Origin of the sequence: Flavobacterium sp. UBA6135 (assembly GCF_002428305.1) — a bacterium.
Taxonomy (GTDB): domain Bacteria; phylum Bacteroidota; class Bacteroidia; order Flavobacteriales; family Flavobacteriaceae; genus Flavobacterium.
In genome coordinates this window covers 17,721-36,513 of the sequence record NZ_DIVJ01000028.1, presented here as the reverse complement: position 1 = coordinate 36,513, position 18,793 = coordinate 17,721, and the positions used below count along the sequence as shown (strand labels likewise).

16 protein-coding genes are annotated in these 18,793 nt (G+C 33.0%); 10 read left to right on the top strand and 6 right to left on the bottom strand.

Features of this window, described 5'->3' with window-relative positions; genetic code table 11:
- Nucleotides 1-121: 121 nt before the first annotated feature.
- Nucleotides 122-1,270, top strand: a complete 1,149-nt coding sequence (locus tag B3L86_RS07385) for a T9SS type A sorting domain-containing protein (protein ID WP_291117050.1) — start codon at nucleotides 122-124, stop codon at nucleotides 1,268-1,270.
- 248 nt (nucleotides 1,271-1,518) lie between these two features.
- Here B3L86_RS07385 and B3L86_RS07380 read toward each other — a convergent pair whose 3' ends face one another.
- On the bottom strand, nucleotides 1,519-2,199 hold the full coding sequence (locus B3L86_RS07380; protein ID WP_291117047.1) for a Crp/Fnr family transcriptional regulator: 681 nt from the start codon (nucleotides 2,197-2,199) through the stop codon (nucleotides 1,519-1,521).
- Nucleotides 2,200-2,304: 105 nt separating this feature from the next.
- Here B3L86_RS07380 and B3L86_RS07375 point away from each other — a divergent pair, with 105 nt between their 5' ends.
- From B3L86_RS07375 to B3L86_RS07335, 9 genes are all read left to right on the top strand, one after another.
- Nucleotides 2,305-4,728: a heavy metal translocating P-type ATPase gene (locus B3L86_RS07375; RefSeq protein WP_291117044.1), complete on the top strand. Its 2,424-nt coding sequence runs from the start codon at nucleotides 2,305-2,307 to the stop codon at nucleotides 4,726-4,728.
- Between the two features lie 58 nt (nucleotides 4,729-4,786).
- The gene (gene ccoS / locus B3L86_RS07370) at nucleotides 4,787-4,981 is read left to right on the top strand and encodes a cbb3-type cytochrome oxidase assembly protein CcoS (RefSeq protein WP_291117041.1); all 195 of its coding nucleotides are present in this window, start codon (nucleotides 4,787-4,789) and stop codon (nucleotides 4,979-4,981) included.
- A 2-nt stretch (nucleotides 4,982-4,983) separates the two neighbouring features.
- Nucleotides 4,984-7,176: a cytochrome-c oxidase, cbb3-type subunit I gene (ccoN, locus tag B3L86_RS07365; protein ID WP_291117038.1), complete on the top strand. Its 2,193-nt coding sequence runs from the start codon at nucleotides 4,984-4,986 to the stop codon at nucleotides 7,174-7,176.
- 2 nt (nucleotides 7,177-7,178) lie between these two features.
- Nucleotides 7,179-7,352, top strand: coding sequence for a CcoQ/FixQ family Cbb3-type cytochrome c oxidase assembly chaperone (locus B3L86_RS07360; protein ID WP_291117035.1), 174 nt, complete (start codon nucleotides 7,179-7,181; stop codon nucleotides 7,350-7,352).
- Nucleotides 7,353-7,373: 21 nt separating this feature from the next.
- Nucleotides 7,374-8,309, top strand: coding sequence for a cbb3-type cytochrome c oxidase N-terminal domain-containing protein (locus tag B3L86_RS07355; RefSeq protein ID WP_291117032.1), 936 nt, complete (start codon nucleotides 7,374-7,376; stop codon nucleotides 8,307-8,309).
- Between the two features lie 56 nt (nucleotides 8,310-8,365).
- Nucleotides 8,366-9,784, top strand: coding sequence for a cytochrome c oxidase accessory protein CcoG (gene ccoG / locus B3L86_RS07350; protein WP_291117029.1), 1,419 nt, complete (start codon nucleotides 8,366-8,368; stop codon nucleotides 9,782-9,784).
- Between the two features lie 33 nt (nucleotides 9,785-9,817).
- Complete coding sequence (locus tag B3L86_RS07345) at nucleotides 9,818-10,264, top strand: FixH family protein (RefSeq protein WP_291117026.1); 447 nt, start codon at nucleotides 9,818-9,820, stop codon at nucleotides 10,262-10,264.
- 69 nt (nucleotides 10,265-10,333) lie between these two features.
- Nucleotides 10,334-11,038, top strand: a complete 705-nt coding sequence (locus tag B3L86_RS07340; RefSeq protein ID WP_291117023.1) for a sulfite exporter TauE/SafE family protein — start codon at nucleotides 10,334-10,336, stop codon at nucleotides 11,036-11,038.
- A 158-nt stretch (nucleotides 11,039-11,196) separates the two neighbouring features.
- On the top strand, nucleotides 11,197-13,326 hold the full coding sequence (locus tag B3L86_RS07335; RefSeq protein WP_291117020.1) for an elongation factor G: 2,130 nt from the start codon (nucleotides 11,197-11,199) through the stop codon (nucleotides 13,324-13,326).
- A 55-nt stretch (nucleotides 13,327-13,381) separates the two neighbouring features.
- On the opposite strand, the gene B3L86_RS07330 is transcribed toward B3L86_RS07335, so the two are convergent.
- The 5 genes from B3L86_RS07330 to B3L86_RS07310 form a co-directional block, all read right to left on the bottom strand.
- Complete coding sequence (locus B3L86_RS07330) at nucleotides 13,382-13,990, bottom strand: hypothetical protein (protein ID WP_291117017.1); 609 nt, start codon at nucleotides 13,988-13,990, stop codon at nucleotides 13,382-13,384.
- A 71-nt stretch (nucleotides 13,991-14,061) separates the two neighbouring features.
- The gene (hemN, locus tag B3L86_RS07325; RefSeq protein WP_291117014.1) at nucleotides 14,062-15,420 is read right to left on the bottom strand and encodes an oxygen-independent coproporphyrinogen III oxidase; all 1,359 of its coding nucleotides are present in this window, start codon (nucleotides 15,418-15,420) and stop codon (nucleotides 14,062-14,064) included.
- 168 nt (nucleotides 15,421-15,588) lie between these two features.
- Nucleotides 15,589-16,077 (bottom strand): hypothetical protein, encoded by a 489-nt coding sequence (locus B3L86_RS07320; RefSeq protein ID WP_291117012.1) that lies wholly within the window; start codon nucleotides 16,075-16,077, stop codon nucleotides 15,589-15,591.
- Between the two features lie 91 nt (nucleotides 16,078-16,168).
- Nucleotides 16,169-16,513 carry a hypothetical protein gene (locus B3L86_RS07315; protein WP_291117010.1) on the bottom strand — a complete coding sequence of 115 codons (345 nt, stop codon included), beginning with the start codon at nucleotides 16,511-16,513 and terminating at the stop codon, nucleotides 16,169-16,171.
- Nucleotides 16,514-16,610: 97 nt separating this feature from the next.
- Nucleotides 16,611-18,662, bottom strand: a complete 2,052-nt coding sequence (locus B3L86_RS07310) for a DUF349 domain-containing protein (RefSeq protein WP_291117007.1) — start codon at nucleotides 18,660-18,662, stop codon at nucleotides 16,611-16,613.
- Nucleotides 18,663-18,793 lie beyond the last annotated feature (131 nt).

Genomic DNA, 18,793 nt, shown 5'->3' with positions numbered 1-18,793 from the left:
TTTTTTATAATTAAAGGTAATAAAAGCCTAAAAGTTTACATAATTAACAAATCTACTTTTTACTTTTTGTTATTGATTATAAGTGAGTTACATTTGATTACTAACTCTTAATTTATTTGTCATGACTAAAAAATTACTTTTTACTTTCTTAATGGTTTTTAAGTTATCAATTGTATTTGCACAATTTGATAATATATCAATCATTGGTCAGTTTACCAATTGGTCGGTTGATGTTCCTTTGAATACAACTGATGGAATAACCTATACTTTAACTGCTCAAAATTTTGCAGTTACAGGAGGAGCTAAATTCAGAAAAGATAACGCTTGGACAACAAATTGGGGATCTACTAGTTTTCCTACTGGAACTGGTACATTAAATGGACTAGATATTCCGGTACCGGCTGGAACCTATAATGTAGTGTTTAATAAAAATACAGGTGCTTACACTTTTACAGCCGTTCAATCTACTTATGATAATATAGGCATAATTGGCGGGTTCAATGCATGGGCAGAAAGTTTGCCATTAACTACTTTTGATGGTGTTTTATACACCAGAGATGATTATAATTTTACGGCCAACAATGTAAAGTTTAGAAAAGATAATAATTGGACTGTTAATTGGGGTGGAACAACTTTTCCCTCTGGTACTGCAATACTTGGTGGTTCAGATATTCCATTGACATCAGGTTTTTATAATGTTGCCTTCAATTATAATCAATTAAATTACACTTTCGTACAAGTGCCTGTAACGCTTATCGGAAGTGGTGCTCAAGGTTGGGATACTGATGTTTCATTGAATACTAATGATGGAGGTGTAACTTTTACACTAGAAAATGTTTCGCTGGTAAATGGTTTAGTAAAGTTTAGAGCTAATGGTTCATGGGCAAAAAATTGGGGAAGTGCAGATTTTCCATCCGGCACCGGAACTCAAAATGGAGCAGATATTCCAACGAGTGCGGGTAATTACAATATTACATTTAATAGAACTACCGGAGCCTACAATTTTCAGCAAGTGTTAAGTGTTACAGAAAATCAATTACTAAACATAAAAGTATATCCAAATCCGTCAAACACTTTTTGGAACTTTTCTTCTCCCAAGGAAATAATTGATCGTATCGAAATTAGTGATTTAACCGGAAAAACTATTTTTTCCAGTCAATTTACTTCTAACGAAGTAGTGGTTGATTCTTCAACATTTTCAAAAGGAATTTTTTTAGCAAAAGTCACAGGAAATAATGTTACTCAAACCGTTAAGCTAGTTAAAAATTGATTAATAATTATGTTTTTTAAAGTGCCATTAGTTTTGCTAGTGGCATTTTTTTATCGGTATTTTTTAAAATTATTTGATATGGATTCGGATTCACTTCATTATACTGTAATGTTTACATTAAATAGATTAGAAGTGAAATGATAAAAAAATCAAAAAGACATGAAAATTATACTGTCAGAATTTTTTTGGCAGAAAAGGAAAAAAGTTTTCAAAAAAAAAAATAGCAACTTTGATAATAGGTTCAGTACCTACTCCGCCATTCTTTTCAATTTATTTTTATCTAAAATACTGATTTTTTTTCCAGTTAGTTCTACCAAACCTGATTTGTTGAATTCAGATAATAATCGAATACAGCTTTCTGTTGCTGTTCCAATCATTCCGGCTAATTCTTCACGAGATAATTGAATATGAAGTGAGCCGTCTTGATTTTTACCAAATGTATCTTCTAAATAAATAAGTGTCTCAGCTAATCTTTCTTTAACGGATTTCTGAGCCATTGATACCATATGGTCATCAGCGTCCTTTAAATCACCACAAATCGATTTCATCATATTCATAGAAAATTGATTGTTTTGGTTGAAGAAACCAAGCACTTCCGATTTTGGAATAAAACAAACCTCCATATCTTCTAAGGCAACAGCACTCAAATTAGCAGGTTCATCACTAATCATGGAACGCTGTCCTAAAAGTTCACCAGGCTTAACTAATTTTACAATTTGATCCTTTCCGTTGGCACTCAACTTAGATAGTTTACAAATACCATCTTTTATACAGTATATTCCATTCACAGATTCTCCTTCCTCAAAAATAGGATCACCTTTTTTTATGATATAAGAGGTTTTACAATTGGCCATTTTCAACAGCTCCTCTTTGTTTAGGGCTTTTAACGAACTAAATTCCCTTACTATACATTGTTCACACTTACTCATTTGAGTTTTTTTATTGGTAACCACAAAGATAATTAAAGTATGACAAATATCATATTTTAAATTACAACCATTTTTGACCTTTGTCAAAGGTAAAATGAGCAAATTATGAACATTGGAAATTGTTTCCATTGTGGTATTGAAATCAACAAAAAAGAAGAGATTATTTATGATGAGAAAAGTTTCTGTTGTAACGGTTGTAAGACGGTTTATGAAATTTTCAGTCAAAATGATTTAACGTGTTATTACGATTTTGAAGCATCTCCGGGTGCAACTCCACAAGATATTAAAGGCAAATATGATTTTTTAGACAATGAAAGTATTGTTACAAAACTTCTCGAATTCCAAGAGGATACAACTCATGTTGTTTCACTCTACATTCCTCATATTCACTGTAGTTCGTGTATTTGGATTTTGGAAAATCTACAGAAACTTCAGCAAGGAATAAACACTTCGCAGGTAAATTTTCCGGAGAAGAAAGTTCGAATTACATTCAATCCCGAAGAAACTTCACTCAAGAAAATTGTGGAACTTCTCTGTTCCATTGGTTATGAACCTTACATTAGTTTAGAAAATTTTGATGAAGGCAAAAAAGTCATTGACCGAAGTTTAATTTACAAAATAGGAGTTGCCTTCTTCTGTTTCGGAAACATCATGTTGCTTTCTTTTCCCGAATATTTTGAAGTAGAAGAATACTGGATTAATGAATACCGTGGATTTTTTCGTTGGTTGATATTTGCCATTTCGCTTCCTGCCTTTTTTTATTCGGCAACAGGCTATTATGTTTCGGCATACAAAAGCATCAAATCCGGAATGCTCAATATCGATATTCCGATTGCGTTAGGAATTGTGGTGATGTTTATCAGAAGTACGGTTGATATTGTTTTTGATTACGGTCAGGGTTTTTTTGACAGCATGACCGGACTGATTTTCTTTATGCTTTTGGGTAAATTATTTCAAAAGAAAACCTATGATTTTTTGTCTTTTGAAAGGGATTATAAATCTTATTTTCCCATTGCAATAACAAAGATTTTAGCCGATGGCTCAGAAACTTCTGTTCAAGTCTACGATATTCAAAAAGGCGATCGACTCTTAATTAGAAATCAAGAATTGATTCCTGTGGATGGGATTTTAATTTCTGAAAAAGCAGCCATCGATTACAGTTTTGTAACGGGAGAAGCCGTTGCTATCGAAAAAAAATCAGGGGACAAAATTTTCGCTGGTGGAAAACAAATAGGAAAAGTTATCGAAATGGAAGTCCTTTTTTCGGTTTCACAAAGTTATTTAACCCAATTGTGGAGCAATGATGTTTTTCAAAAGAAAATTGAAATCAAACACAAAACAATCACTGATAAAATAAGTCGTTATTTTACACCGGCTTTGCTTGGTTTGGCCATTATTTCTTTTTTGTATTGGATTTTTATCGATACCAATACGGCTTTCAATGTGTTTACTGCAATTTTGATTGTGGCTTGTCCTTGTGCATTAGCTCTAACGGCTCCATTTACTTTGGGAAATGTGTTACGGATTTTAGGTAAACGAAAGTTCTATCTAAAAAACGCTATCGTAATTGAACAATTAGCCAAAGTAGATAGTATCGTTTTTGATAAAACAGGAACTATTACCACCAATAAAAAAACGGCTATTACTTATGAAGGAACTCCTTTAAATGATTTTGATTTAAAGTTGTTAAGCAATACCTTGAGAGGTTCCAATCATCCGTTGAGCAGAAGGTTATATGAATTTATTCCCAACCAAATTAGACTTATTCCAACTCATTTTGAAGAAATAATTGGTAAAGGAATTCATGCCGAAATCGATGGCAATTCCATTAAATTAGGTTCTTCACAGTTTTTAAAAACTATGACCGAAAATACACATAAAAAAACCAAAGTGCATGTAGAAATTAATGGTGTTTATAAAGGAAGTTACGTTTTTAATAACCAATACCGAGAAGGTTTAGAGCAGTTATTTCTTCAATTATCAAAAAAGTATGACCTGATTATTTTATCCGGTGATAATGACGGTGAACGAAAAATATTGGAGAAAATGCTTCCCTCAAACACAACTTTGGTTTTTAATCAAAAGCCGGAACAAAAGCTTCAATATATCGAAGAACTTCAAAAACAAGGTAAAAATGTGATGATGATTGGCGATGGTTTAAACGATGCCGGAGCTTTGGCACAAAGTAACATTGGAATTTCTATTTCAGAAAATGTTAATGTCTTTTCTCCCGCTTGCGATGGAATTTTAGATGCTTCTCAGTTTCAAAAAATTGCATTTTTTATGAATTATTCTAAAAAAGCAATGAAAACGATTTATATGAGTTTCGGACTTTCATTAGCGTACAATGTGGTTGGATTAACGTATGCCGTTACAGGAAATTTATCACCATTAGTTGCAGCGATTATTATGCCATTGAGCACTATTACTATAGTAAGTTTTGTAACAATTATGACAAATTTTTATGCACGAAGCTCGCAACCCGTAACCCGTAACTTTCAACCCGCAACAAAAAATGTTCTAGCATGATAATTATCATATTTTATAAAATCGAGTAAGTCTAATTTTGTTAACATAAATTTAAGGTATGGGCGTCATTTATATTTTAATCACCATCAGCATTATTGTGGCCGTTTTTTTTCTCTATGCTTTTATCAGAGCGGTAAGAAGCGGGCAATATGATGATGACTACACACCATCTGTCAGAATGCTTTTTGACGATGAACTCAAGAACAAATCAAACAAAAAACCAATACAAACAATTAAAGAAAAACAAGTATAATTATGGAGATGCAACAATTTTATTACGACAACAAAATTGTAAAGAAGTTCCTCTACGCCTGTATCCTGTTTGGTGTAGTCGGAATGTTAGTAGGCCTTATTTTGGCCATCATGTTTTTATTTCCCAACTTAACCGATGGAATTTCTTGGTTAAGTTTTGGTAGATTAAGACCTTTACATACCAACGCTGTAATTTTTGCTTTCGTTGGAAATGCCATTTTTGCCGGAGTATATTACTCAATGCAACGATTGCTGAAAACAAGGATGTATAGTGATTTATTGAGTAACATTAACTTTTGGGGTTGGCAATTTATTATTGTAGCTGCAGCCATAACCTTGCCATTAGGAATAACATCTTCAAAGGAATATGCCGAATTAGAATGGCCAATCGATATTGCAATCGCTTTAATTTGGGTGGTATTTGGTATTAATATGATTATGACCATTCTAAAACGTAGAGAACGTCATATTTATGTGGCCATTTGGTTTTACATTGCTACTTTTGTTACGGTTGCTATCCTTCATATTTTTAACAGTTTAGCACTTCCGGTTTCCGCTCTAAAAAGTTATTCGGTTTATGCCGGTGTTCAAGATGCTTTGGTGCAATGGTGGTATGGTCACAATGCCGTCGCTTTCTTTTTAACTACACCATTTTTGGGATTAATGTATTATTTTGTTCCTAAAGTGGCCAATCGTCCGGTGTATTCTTACCGATTATCTATCATTCACTTTTGGTCATTGATTTTTATCTATATCTGGGCAGGACCTCACCATTTATTATATACAGCTTTGCCGGATTGGGCTCAAAATTTAGGAGTTGTTTTCTCTGTGATGTTGATTGCTCCATCTTGGGGAGGTATGATTAACGGACTTCTTACCCTAAGAGGTGTTTGGGATAAAGTTAGAACGGATGCTGTATTGAAATTTTTTGTAGTTGCAATTACAGGTTATGGTATGGCAACTTTTGAAGGCCCGATGCTTTCTTTAAAAAATGTAAACGCTATAGCTCACTTTACCGATTGGATTATTGCTCACGTTCACGTTGGGGCTTTAGCTTGGAATGGATTTATGACTTTTGGTATGATTTATTGGTTGATTCCTCGAATGACCAAAACCAAATTATATTCTGAAAAATTAGCTAATTTCCATTTCTGGATTGGAACGTTAGGAATTATTTTATATGCTCTTCCTCTTTATGTTGCCGGATTTACTCAAGCTTCAATGTGGAAACAATTCAATCCGGACGGAACTTTAGTATATGGTAACTTCCTTGAAACGGTTACGCAAATTATGCCAATGTATTGGATGCGTGCCATCGGGGGAACTTTATATGTTGCCGGTTTACTTGTATTAGTTTATAACGTTGTTAAAACAGTTTCTGCCGGCTCAACAGTAGAAGATGAATTAGCTGAAGCACCAGCCTTAGCTGTAATTTCTCCAAAAAGAGTGAAAGGTGAAAAATGGCATGCTTGGTTAGAAAGAAGACCAATCCAATTTACCATTTTATCTTTAGTAGCGATTTTAATTGGTGGTATTATTCAAATTATTCCAACTATAGTAGTGAAATCTAATATTCCAACAATTGCCTCTGTTAAGCCTTATTCACCATTAGAATTACAAGGTAGAGATTTATACATTCGTGAAGGTTGTGTGGGATGTCACTCTCAAATGATTCGTCCGTTCCGTTCTGAAGTAGTTCGTTATGGCGATCACTCAAAAGCTGGTGAATATGTTTATGATCATCCTTTCTTATGGGGTTCAAAACGTACGGGTCCTGATTTACATAGGATTGGAGCTAAATACAACGACAGTTGGCATTTCAATCACATGTGGGATCCACAAAGCACTTCACCAGGATCAATTATGCCGGGTTACAAATGGATGTATGATAACGAAGCAATGGATCATTCTATGATTGAAAAGAAAATGGAAGTGATGGCATCTCTTGGAGTTCCATATTCTGATGAGGACATTAAAAATGCACGTCAATCGATTGAAATTCAGTCAGCTGAAATTGAGAAAAATTTACATTCAGATCCTGATTTTGTAAAATCATATGAAGAAAGTAAAAAGAATGCTGCCACCAGAGGAGATGAATTTGTTCCAATGAAAGACAGAGAGATTGTAGCCTTAATCGCTTATTTACAGCGTTTAGGAACTGATATTAAAGTAAAAGAAACCGTTCAAAACAAATAGTTATGCTCAAGTTTATTAAACACCATATGGATTCCATTTCCGGTATAGAAATATATCCAATAATCTCTTTGAGTATCTTCTTTTTATTCTTTGTTATGTTGTTGGTATGGGTTTTCAGCTACAGTAAAGATAGAATTAAAGAATTGAGTGATATCCCATTAAACGAAGACAAATAGTAATTTTTATATTTTAAGAAAATGAAAAAAATAATTCCATCATATGTTAGAGTTCCGTTGCTTTTTGCCATCGTATTGGGTGCAATGGAATATTTCATCGATTCAGGTGAACAACCTGCATTTATAAAGTTTCCAATGGTAGGTCTCTTTTTAGTGGTATTTCTATTTTTATTAATTGCCATTGAAATTGTGGTTAGTGCCGTTGATAATGTTACTTATCATCTATTAACCGAAGAGCAGAAAAAACAGCTAAAAGAAGCTCAAGAGATTCCCTTTACTGAAGGTAAGTTTTATCAAGGTTTAATGAAAAAATTAACACGTTCAAAAGAAATAGAAGAAGAGCACGACGTTTTGCTTGATCATGATTATGATGGCATCAAAGAATTAGATAATGTATTACCACCATGGTGGGTAAATTTATTCTATATCACTATCTTATTTGCTTTTGTATATATGATTCGTTTTCATGTTATTGGTGATTATACGCAAGAAGAAGAATTTCAAACGGAAATGGAAATTGCCCGAGCTGAAATTGAAAAATACAAATTAACGGCACCTGATTTAATGGACAAAGATAAAGTAACCTTATTAACAGATGCCGCATCTTTAGCACAAGGTAAAGCAATTTATGACGCCAAATGTATAGCTTGTCACAAAGCAGATGGAGGAGGTTCTATAGGACCAAACTTAACAGATACTCATTGGATTCTAGGAGGCGGAATTAAAGAGGTATTTAATACTATTATGGAAGGCGGTAGAGAAGGGAAAGGGATGATTTCTTGGAAAACTGAAATAAAACCATCAGATATTCAAAAAGTGTCAAGTTATATTTTGTCACTTCAAGGAACCAATCCACCTGATGCAAAAGCTCCTGAAGGAGAAATTTGGGTTGACGAAAGTACACCTAAAGCAGAAACTGTAACTGACTCTACGGCAATAACTGTTGAAGTAAAATAAAGTAAACTAAATCCAAATCCCGAGCAATCGGGATTTGGTCACATAGTACCAAAGCCATGTCAAAAGTTCAAGACGAGAGTTTTAGAGACACTATAGGAACCATCAGTAAAGAAGGTAAAAGAGCATGGATTTTTCCCAAAAAACCCAAAGGCCCCTTTTATGATAAAAGAAAAACACTAAGTTATTTTTTGCTTGTTTTTTTACTTGCGGCTCCTTTTATCAAGATAAACGGTCACCAGTTTTTGATGTTTAATGTAATGGAACGAAGGTTTAATATCTTCAGTTTTCCATTTTGGCCACAAGATTTTCATTTGTTTGTAATTTCGATGATTATTGGGGTAGTGGGGTTGGCTTTATTTACAGTTGCGTTTGGACGTATATTTTGCGGTTGGTTTTGTCCGCAAACAATATTTATGGAGATGGTGTTTCGTAGAATCGAGTATTGGATTGATGGTGATAGAGGTGCACAAATCAGATTAAAAAAACAAGAATGGAATGCTGAAAAAATTAGGAAAAGAGTATCCAAATGGATTCTGTTTTTCATTTTTTCATTTTTGATTGCTAATGTTTTTTTAGCCTATTTGGTAAGTAGTGACAGATTGTTACTCATGATTAAAGAAGGACCCGCTTTGCACTCCGGTACTTTGATAGCATTACTTATTTTTACAGCTGTTTTTTATTTCATTTTTGCTTGGTTTAGAGAACAAGTGTGTATAATCGCTTGTCCTTACGGGAGAATGCAAGGCGTTTTATTGGATAACAAATCCATAAATGTAGCTTATGATTATGTGCGAGGTGAAAAAGAAATTGGTCGAGCCAAATTCAATAAACAGGAAGACAGAGCTTCAACTGGAAAAGGTGATTGTATAGATTGTAAACAATGTGTTCACGTTTGTCCAACCGGAATTGACATTCGCAACGGAACACAATTAGAGTGTATTAACTGTACCGCCTGTATTGATGAATGTGATACAATTATGGAAAGTGTCGGACTTCCTAAAGGTTTAATACGCTATGCAAGCGAAGACGAAATCGTAAAAAAAGAACCATTTGTTTTTACCAATAGAATGAAAGGTTATGCTGCCGTTTTAACCATATTGATTGGTGTATTAATAGGAATGTTGTTCTTAAGGAATGATGTTGAGGCAACTATTCTTCGTTTACCCGGACAACTTTTTGAACATAAAGGTGAAAACATTAGTAATGTGTATACCTATAAGATTATAAACAAAACTAACAAGACATTTGAAAATGTAACCTTTAAGTTACTAGAACCAAAAGGAACAATTCAAGTGGTTGGTGCGACAAAAGTAAAGGTAAAAGCAGATGGCATTGCCAAAGGAACCTTATTTATTGAAATCAATCCGGCTTATTTGGAAGGTGATAAAATAAAATTAAAAATTGAAGTTTTTGACGGCGAGAATTTAATTGAAACCGCTACAACAAATTTCATGGGACCAAGAAGCTTTAACTAACACAGTAACTCAGCTACTAAAAAACTTAAAAAAATGAAAATCAATTGGGGAACAGGAATCGTAATTGCAATAGTATTATTCATCTCATTCATTCTATACTTTGTAATCAAGGTACAGACAGACTCAACCTATGATCATGAATTGGTTGTTGAGGAATATTACAAACAAGAACTTGTTTTTGAAAAACAAATGGAGAAAGAATTAAATGACCTCAATTTAAAAGAAAAAGTAACAGTTGAAACCTTTGAAGAAGGATTGAAAATACATTTTCCCGAATCGTTGAATTATCAAAACATTACAGGAAAAGTGTCCTTTTATCGACCGTCTAACCAAAAGCTGGATTTTGAAATTCCGATTTCCCTTTCCGGTTCACATTTGCTCATACCTAAAAGTAACTTGGTAGGCGGTCGTTGGGACATTTCTGTTGATTGGAAATATCAAGGAACGGAATATTTAACTAAAAAAACAATTTTTCTTTAAAAGTGATTCTATTGTCTGTTGATAGTTATCAGACAACAGACATCGGACAAAAGACAATCGAGAACAGACATGCTATACACCGCCCTTCTTTTTGGTTTACTAAGTAGTTTTCATTGCATCGGCATGTGTGGCCCGATTGCCATGATGCTTCCTGTTGACCACAATAATCCAACCAAAAGGGTGTTTCAGCTATTTCTTTATCATTTGGGAAGGTTAACGGCATACGGCATGTTGGGGTTGTTTTTCGGCATCTTAGGAAAAGGGTTATTCTTAGCCGGATTGCAACAGCAAATTTCTATCGCTGTTGGTATTATGATGATTGTATTAGTTGTAGTTCCCGAAAAGAAAATGGCACAATACAATTTTTCTAAACCCATGTTCAAATTGATTTCAAAAGTAAAAAGTCATTTAGGAAATCAATTTAAAAGAAAATCATTTGACGCTTTATTTACTATGGGCTTGCTAAACGGTTTTTTACCTTGCGGAATGGTCTATGCTGCACTTTTTGGTGCCATTGCCATGCAAAACGAATGGTTGGGAGTGAGCTATATGGTTCTCTTTGGAATCGGCACTATTCCCATGATGAGTGCTGTGGTCTTGGTTTCCAATTTTATTACACTTCCTATTCGAAATAGAATTCAAAAACTAATACCTGTGATGGTTTTCGTTATTGGCAGTCTATTTATCATTCGTGGAATGGGATTAGACATCCCATTTATTTCTCCAAAAACTACTAGTTTGATTGTACAAGCCAATCCGGATTGTAGTAATTAATTTCTGAAAAAAATATTTTTTTTCATTTCATAAATTTATAGTTATAAGAATTGGTTTACTAGGTTTAATTATCTGTTTTGAAATGATTTATATCATATTTTTTTTCGTTATATTTAATGAAATTTGATAATGATATAACCTTTTAAAAAATCAATATTATGGCAAATTTCGATAGCAATCACGTAAAAAATGTAGTACTGTTGGGACATACAGGAAGCGGTAAAACCACTTTGGCTGAATCGATGCTCTTTGAAGCAGGAATTATCAACCGAAGAGGTACCATTGAAGATCAAAATACAATAGGCGATTATTCTGATATCGAACATGAAAAGGGAAAGACACTTTTTTCAAAATTAATGAATTCAAAATGGAGAGGTTTCAAAATCAATATTTTAGACACTCCAGGCTATGATGACTTATCCGGTGAAATAATTTCAGCTATGCGAGTAGCCGATTGTGGTTTGATGGTTTTAAATTCCAGAATGGGAGTTGAGGTAGGAACCGATATTATTTGGCAGTATACCAATGAATACAAACTGCCTGTAATTATTGCGGTTAATCAATTGGATAATGAAAAATCAGATTTTGATAGAACAGTGGCTGAAGCCAAAGAACATTTTGGAAATCAAATTGTGCTGGTGCAATATCCTGTTAACCAAGGTGCTGCTTTTGATTCCGTTATTGATGTGTTGAATATGGTCATGTATCGTTATTCTAACCAAGGCGGTAAACCGGAAAAATTACCAATTCCTGATTCTGAAAAAGAAAAAGCAAATCGCTTACACAAAGAATTGATTGAAACAATTGCCGGAAATGATGAAAACTTGATGGAACACTATTTTGAAAAAGGGGAGTTAGATGAAGATGAAATGAAATTAGGTTTGCATCAGTCGTTGATTAATCATGAATTGTTTCCTGTTTTTTGTATATCAGCAAAATTAAATATGGGTGCAGGTCGATTGATGGGCTTCATTGATAACGTTTGTCCATCAGCTTTTGAAATGCCTAAACAAGTTACTGTGGATGGTAAAGAAATCAACTGTTCTGAAAAAGAAAAAACAGCGTTGTTTGTTTATAAAACGATTACAGAACCTCACATTGGTGATTTGAGTTTCTTTAAAGTTTTGTCAGGTAAAATCAAAAATGGCGACGAATTGACTAATGAAAATACCGGTCAGGTTGAAAAAATATCGCAACTTTTTGAAATGGAAGGCAATAAACGAATTCCTGTTGATGAATTAGTTGCAGGCGATATTGGAGCTACTCTAAAACTCAAAAATACACATACCAATAATACGCTACACGAACGTGGATTTCCGGTTGAAATTAAACCGATTCAGTTTCCCAATCCAACTTTTACTATTGCGGTTGAAGGAACAAAAAAAGGGGAAGAAGAAAAATTGTCTTCCGCTTTGCATCAGTTAGTTGAAGAAGATCCGAGTATTAAAGTGGAGGTTTCTGCTGAGTTACATCAAACATTGATTCATTGTCAAGGCGAACTTCATTTGGCGGTTGTCAAATGGAAATTAGAGAATTCTCACAAATTATCAGTTCGTTTTCAAAAACCAAAAGTAGCTTATCGAGAAACAATTCAAACAGAAGCCAACACCGTATATCGCCACAAAAAACAATCGGGTGGGGCAGGACAGTTTGGAGAAATTGCGATGAAGATTGAACCTTGGTATGAGGGAATTCCAGAACCTACCGGTTTTTCTATCAGAGGGAAAGAAGAAATTGATTTACCTTGGGGTGGAAAATTAGTGTATTATAATTGTATTGTTGGAGGAGCTATTGATGCTCGTTTTCACCCTTCCATTTTGAAAGGAATTATGGAAAAAATGCATGAAGGGCCGTTGACCGGTTCGCATGTTCAAGACGTTCGGGTTATCGTTTATGATGGAAAAATGCACGCAGTTGACAGCAACGATTTATCATTTAAAATAGCGGGAATGATGGCGTTTAAAGAAAATTTTATTAATGCCAGTCCAAAATTATTAGAGCCAATTTACAAAGTAATGATTACGGCACCTGAAGAAATAACCGGTTCTATCATGAGTGCTATTCAATCACATCGCTCCCTAGTTGAAGGTTTAGATGCTAATGGACATTTTACACAAATTAAAGCTTTGATTCCGATTGCTGAAATGCATGAGTTTACATCAGACTTGCGTTCGCTATCACAAGGTAGAGCTAAGATTGCAATGGCATTTGATCATTATGAAAGCGTACCTTATGAGATTCAAGAAAGATTAGTCCAATCTTTTAAAAGTGAATTACAAGAAATTTGAATTTTGTAAGTAAGCAAAAAGCCCGATTAGTTTTCGGGCTTTTCTATTTTGTGAATTAATCGCTAAAGAATTGTACTAGTTCTTTCATTTTATTTTCATTGGGATATTTTTCAATTGTTTTCAATACTATTTCTTTACCCTTTTCACATTCTTTTTGATCATATCGACATAAATAACTATAGCCTAAACAAATTCTGTATTCCACCTCAAATTGGTTTGGAAATAATTTTGCCGCTCTAGTATATTGAATAATAGCATTTTCATAATTTCCTGCATCAATCCATTCATCTCCGTCTTTGATGATTAAACGAAATTGTTTTGTTTCTTTAGGTTTTATTTCATTTGAACTTTTATTTAAAGAATTAGTCTCAGAAATGAAAAATATATAAGTTAAAAAGATACAAACAGAAATAATAAAAGCGAGTAGTAAACCATTTTTTATGGCCTCTTTTCTACGTTCTTTAATAAACTTTTGCCTTATTTCTTCTAATAATTCAGGTGAAGCAGTTTTGTAATCAAAAAATTCACCCGAAATGGAACTGTAAGTTTTTTTTGAAGAAATATAATCTTTTTTTGAGCGAAATAATGATTTTCTATTACCAAGCAATGCTTTGTTGTTTTTCAAAACAGTTATCATTGCTTGAGTACTTCCAAAATTTCCCATAAATTTTTTTTATCAGTAGTTTTACGTAATACTGCAAAAAAAGTTACATTTTGGAGAGAGTGACTATTTTATTAAACCGTCATAGAAAACAATTCCGTTTCCGGTTTGTTACGTGTCATTCTTAAATCAAATGCCATGCAAATGTTTCTAACAAATGCTTTTCCTAATTCGGTAACAGTAATTGAAGAGTCATTTATCTCTAATAAACCGTCATTTTGCATTTCGTGTAATCGTTCTAAAACACTAGGCAATTCAGAAAAGTAAGTACCATATTCTGTCCAAGAGGTTTTAAATTGACACATTAAATTGAGAATATGTTTTCTGATAATTAAATCTTCAGAAGTTAAAATGTGCCCTCTGAAAACGGGCAATTGATTTAGATTTAAAGCATCATAATAGTCTTCTAATGTTTTTGTATTTTGAGCAAAACTATACCAACTATCACTGATTGAAGAAACACCTAACCCAATCATTACTTGTGTTTTAGAAGAAGTGTATCCCATAAAATTGCGATGCAGTTTTTCGTTTTTAAACGATTGATACAAACTATCAGATGTTAAAGCAAAATGATCCATACCAATTTCGTGATAGCCATTTTCTGAGAGTCGTTTTTTTCCCATTTCATACAACTGGCGTTTTTCTTCATCTTTTGGAATGTCTTCGTCTTTAAAACCTCGTTGTCCATTTCCTTTAATCCAAGGAACATGAGCATAACTGTAAAAAGCCAACCTATCAGGTTGCAACGAATTGGTTTTATCGATGGTATCTATCACATCTTGAACAGTTTGAAAGGGCAAGCCGTAGATTAAATCATGACCAATGGAAGTATAACCAATCTCTCGTGCCCAAAAAGTCACTTTGGCAACATTGTGAAACGATTGAATCCGATGAATAGCTTTTTGAACCGTCTCAGAATAATCCTGTACACCAAAACTCACTCTGCGAAAACCTAAATCATACAACTTTTGAAGATGTGCTCGCGTGGTATTGTTTGGATGTCCCTCAAAGCTAAATTCATAATCGTCGTGTTTTACTGCATTTTCAAACAAACCATTAATCAATTTTTCTAAGTTTTCGGGGGAAAAAAATGTTGGTGTTCCGCCTCCTAAATGGATCTCCCTTATACTTGGTTTTTTGGGTAATAGTTCGCAATATAGTTCCCATTCTTTTAAAACAGCTTCAATGTATGGATGTTCCACATCATGGCGTTTAGTGATGCGTTTGTTGCAACCACAAAACGTGCACAAACTTTCGCAAAAAGGCAAATGAATGTATAAGCTAATTCCCTCAGAGGCATTACTTTCTAAAAATGATTTTTCTAGTGTTTCTTTCCATTCTGCTACCGAAAACATTGTCTCGTTCCAATAAGGAACTGTTGGATAACTAGTGTATCTGGGACCAGGAACATTATATTTTTGAATTAAAGACATTTCTTTTATTTTAAATAGCAAAAGTTAAGAAATAATGCATTCATTTCATCTTAACTTTTTACCTTGAAGTAAAATACAAAACAAAGATAGATGGCGACTATCAATTAAAAAATGATAATTATCATGACAAAAAAAGTGACTCGTTTTAAGAATCACTTTTTTAATTATTTAGATCACTTTTTTAATAATATCCATCCATTTTTCAGCTAATTGATTGTCTCTGAAATAATTAATTTGAATGGGTTTTTCATAATCAAAGTCATAGAATTTAAAAGGTGTTTTTGATTTCTCTTTGGTGTTTTCTAAAATCAATTCCACTTTAGTTATTCGTTCTTTTTTGGTTGCTGCATTTTCAATAAGCTCCGATGTTCTTATGATTTCACAATGATTGATTTCATTTAAATCTTTAAAAGTTATTTGCTCGGGTTTTGTATTTAAATCAATTAAAACAAGTTTTTTATTTTGACTTGAAAAAGCAACAATTTTATTATTTATTTGATCTCTGATGTCGAATCCTTTTGAGTTTCCTTGATTGTGCTGTTTTAAAATAGCTTCAATTTTTGTTTTATTAATGTGTTGACTACGCAATAAAAGAATGATTGGTAAAATTGTTAAAAGGATTAAAAACAATCCGATATAAGTGGTTGATGTTTCCATTTTTTTAAATTTTTATTATGTATATAAAAGTGAGATGGGTTACTATGTAAAGGATATAGTAACTAAATTGGTCAAATTAAAACATACTGATTTACCAGAAAAAATGAAAAGGGAAAAGTAGTTTTGAAACTTTTTCACAACGGTTGTGGTCTTGTCTTGAAAGAAAGTTTGGAAAGTTACTTTTGAAAAAAGCAATGGTTCCTTCAGGATAAAAAAAGAATAAACTGCGTGCTTGATTTTTATTTTCTTTTACAAATTGAAAAGAAAAAGTTTCAGAGAGTAATTGTAAAGTACCAACAGATTGTTGGATTTCGGTTTGGTGAAATTCTTTTGATGCTTCTTCATTGAGAACATTAGCTACAGCTTGGGTTTGATTTCCCAAAACAAAGAGCAATACTACAATTGCAAATAGAACACTGTTTTTAATATATTTCACAGTGCAAATGTATTCAATAATTTGAATTGGTATGTTATACTAATCATAAAAAAAACCATGCTGTAATAACATGGTTTTTAATGATTTAAGCGGATTGTTATTCCTGAGTAAGATTTCGTAATTGTTTTAATTTATCTTTCCAGGTTTTTAATTCGTCTTTATGTTTTTCAATGTTTTTGAAAACTTCTTTTACCAAAGGATTGTCTTTTTTAGCATGTGTAAAAAACTGAATATTGTTTTCTAACTGAAAAATTTCAGATTGTACTTCATCAATTTTTCTGATAATGAATATCTTTTCATTTTCAATTTTTCTACTATCATCACCTTCTGCTAAATTTTCAAGACGGTTTGAAAAACGCATCATGTCTGTATCTTTTTTGCTTAGGCTAAGCTTTTCAAATAACGCATCTAAAATCTTGTTGAATTTACCTTCGATATGTCTACGGTTGAAAGGCACTTTTCCAAAAGATTTCCATTGTTCGATATGAGCTTTTATAGCAGCCAAATCAGTTTTGTGATCACCAACTAATTCAAAAGTTTTTAATGTTTCTAAAAATTCTTTTTTCTTATCAAAAGCCGCAACTTCTTCAGAATTCTCATCGTTACGTTGGGCCTTCATTCTGTCAAAATAGTGGTTACATGCCGTTTTGAATTCTTTCCATATTTTATCAGAATATTTTCTCGGTACATGACCTACTTGTTTCCATTCATCTTGAATTTGCTTCATAATTGGAGTAGTAGCTGCAAAATCTTCAGAATCTTTTAGTGCATTTGCCTTGTCAACTAAAGCTTGTTTTAAAGTCAAATTTTCATTTTGCTCCTTTTTAATTTCTTTGTAGAAATTGTTTTTATGAGCATTAAAATTTCTAACTGCTGTTTTAAAAGATGCCCAAGTATCTTCGTTTACATCACTTGGTACTTTTCCTGCTGAGAAAAAAGCATTTCTCAAATTTTCTACCTGATCTATAAGTCCTTGCCATTGTGAATGGTTGGTTACATTTTCGGTGCTAAGAGCCTCAATTGCGGCAATAATTTTCTTTTTTTCCTCAAGATTTTCAGTTTCTTTACCTCGTTGAGCGGCAAACAATTGTTCGCGTTTGTCATGCATTTCTTTGGTTAAAGCACTGAATTTGTTCCAAATTTCTTCACGATGTTCGCGATCAACCGGGCCTATATCTTCTTTCCAAATACGGTGTAAATCTTGTAATTCTCTGAAAGCTTTGGTTACATCAGTTTCATTAACCAATTCTTCAACACGAGCAATAATTTTTTGTTTTTGCTCTAAATTGTGTTTAAAATCAATATCTCTGGCTTCACGATCTAAGTGTAAATAATCATAAAAATTTTCTACATGAAAGTGATAATTGTTCCAAACGTGGTTGTATTTATCTCTCGGAATTGGACCAATATTTTTCCACTCATCTCTTAATTCATTGAAATGTTTAAGAGTATCTTTAATATTTTCCTGAGGATTAATTAAGTTTTTGATTTCTTCAACAATAGCCAAACGACGATCAAGATTTGCCTTTAAATCGTTTTGCAAACTCTTAAAGTGTGTATTTTGTCTTGATTTTATGCTTTTATAAATAGAATCAAATTTTGATTTTAATGGAAGATGGTATTCAAATTCTTCAGTACTTTCAGGGTTTTCAGCATGAAATTCATCCTTTTTTTCTTCAATGAAATGATTGTATTTAGATAAAAATTCTTTCTTTACTTCTTCAACATGTTCTTTAACTGACATTACTTTTTCTACCTCTGCCAATTTTTCCAATTCATCAACCAAAGAATCCATAGACAATGAAGCATAATCCAACATTGGAATTGCATGTCTGTCTTTTAACGTATTGTCTTCACTTTCTTCAGCATTTGATTCTTCAATTGCATTCAATGCTGCTTGATGTTCATTTGCAGCAACAGGGACTTCTGTTGCAACTTCATCATTTAAAGTACTTGTTGCTTCATCAATTGCTTCGTCAGTTTCTTCCAAAGCATTGTTTTCCGTTGAAATTTCTTCTTCTGAAATTTTTCCGGTAGCTTCAGTTACTTCCTCAACAATTTCATTGACTTCGTTTGAGACAACGTTTTCTTGGTTTCCATCTGACTCATTTTCAATTGGAGTCAGGTTATCATTCTTTTCTTCTAACATTTTACTAATGTGTAAGGTTTATAAAAATAGATGCGAAAGATACTAAACGCGGAGCAAAATTCAAAGGAATCATGTTATATAAAAGTAAAATAACGTTAAAAACACAATTGATTTTAACAAAGCAAATAATT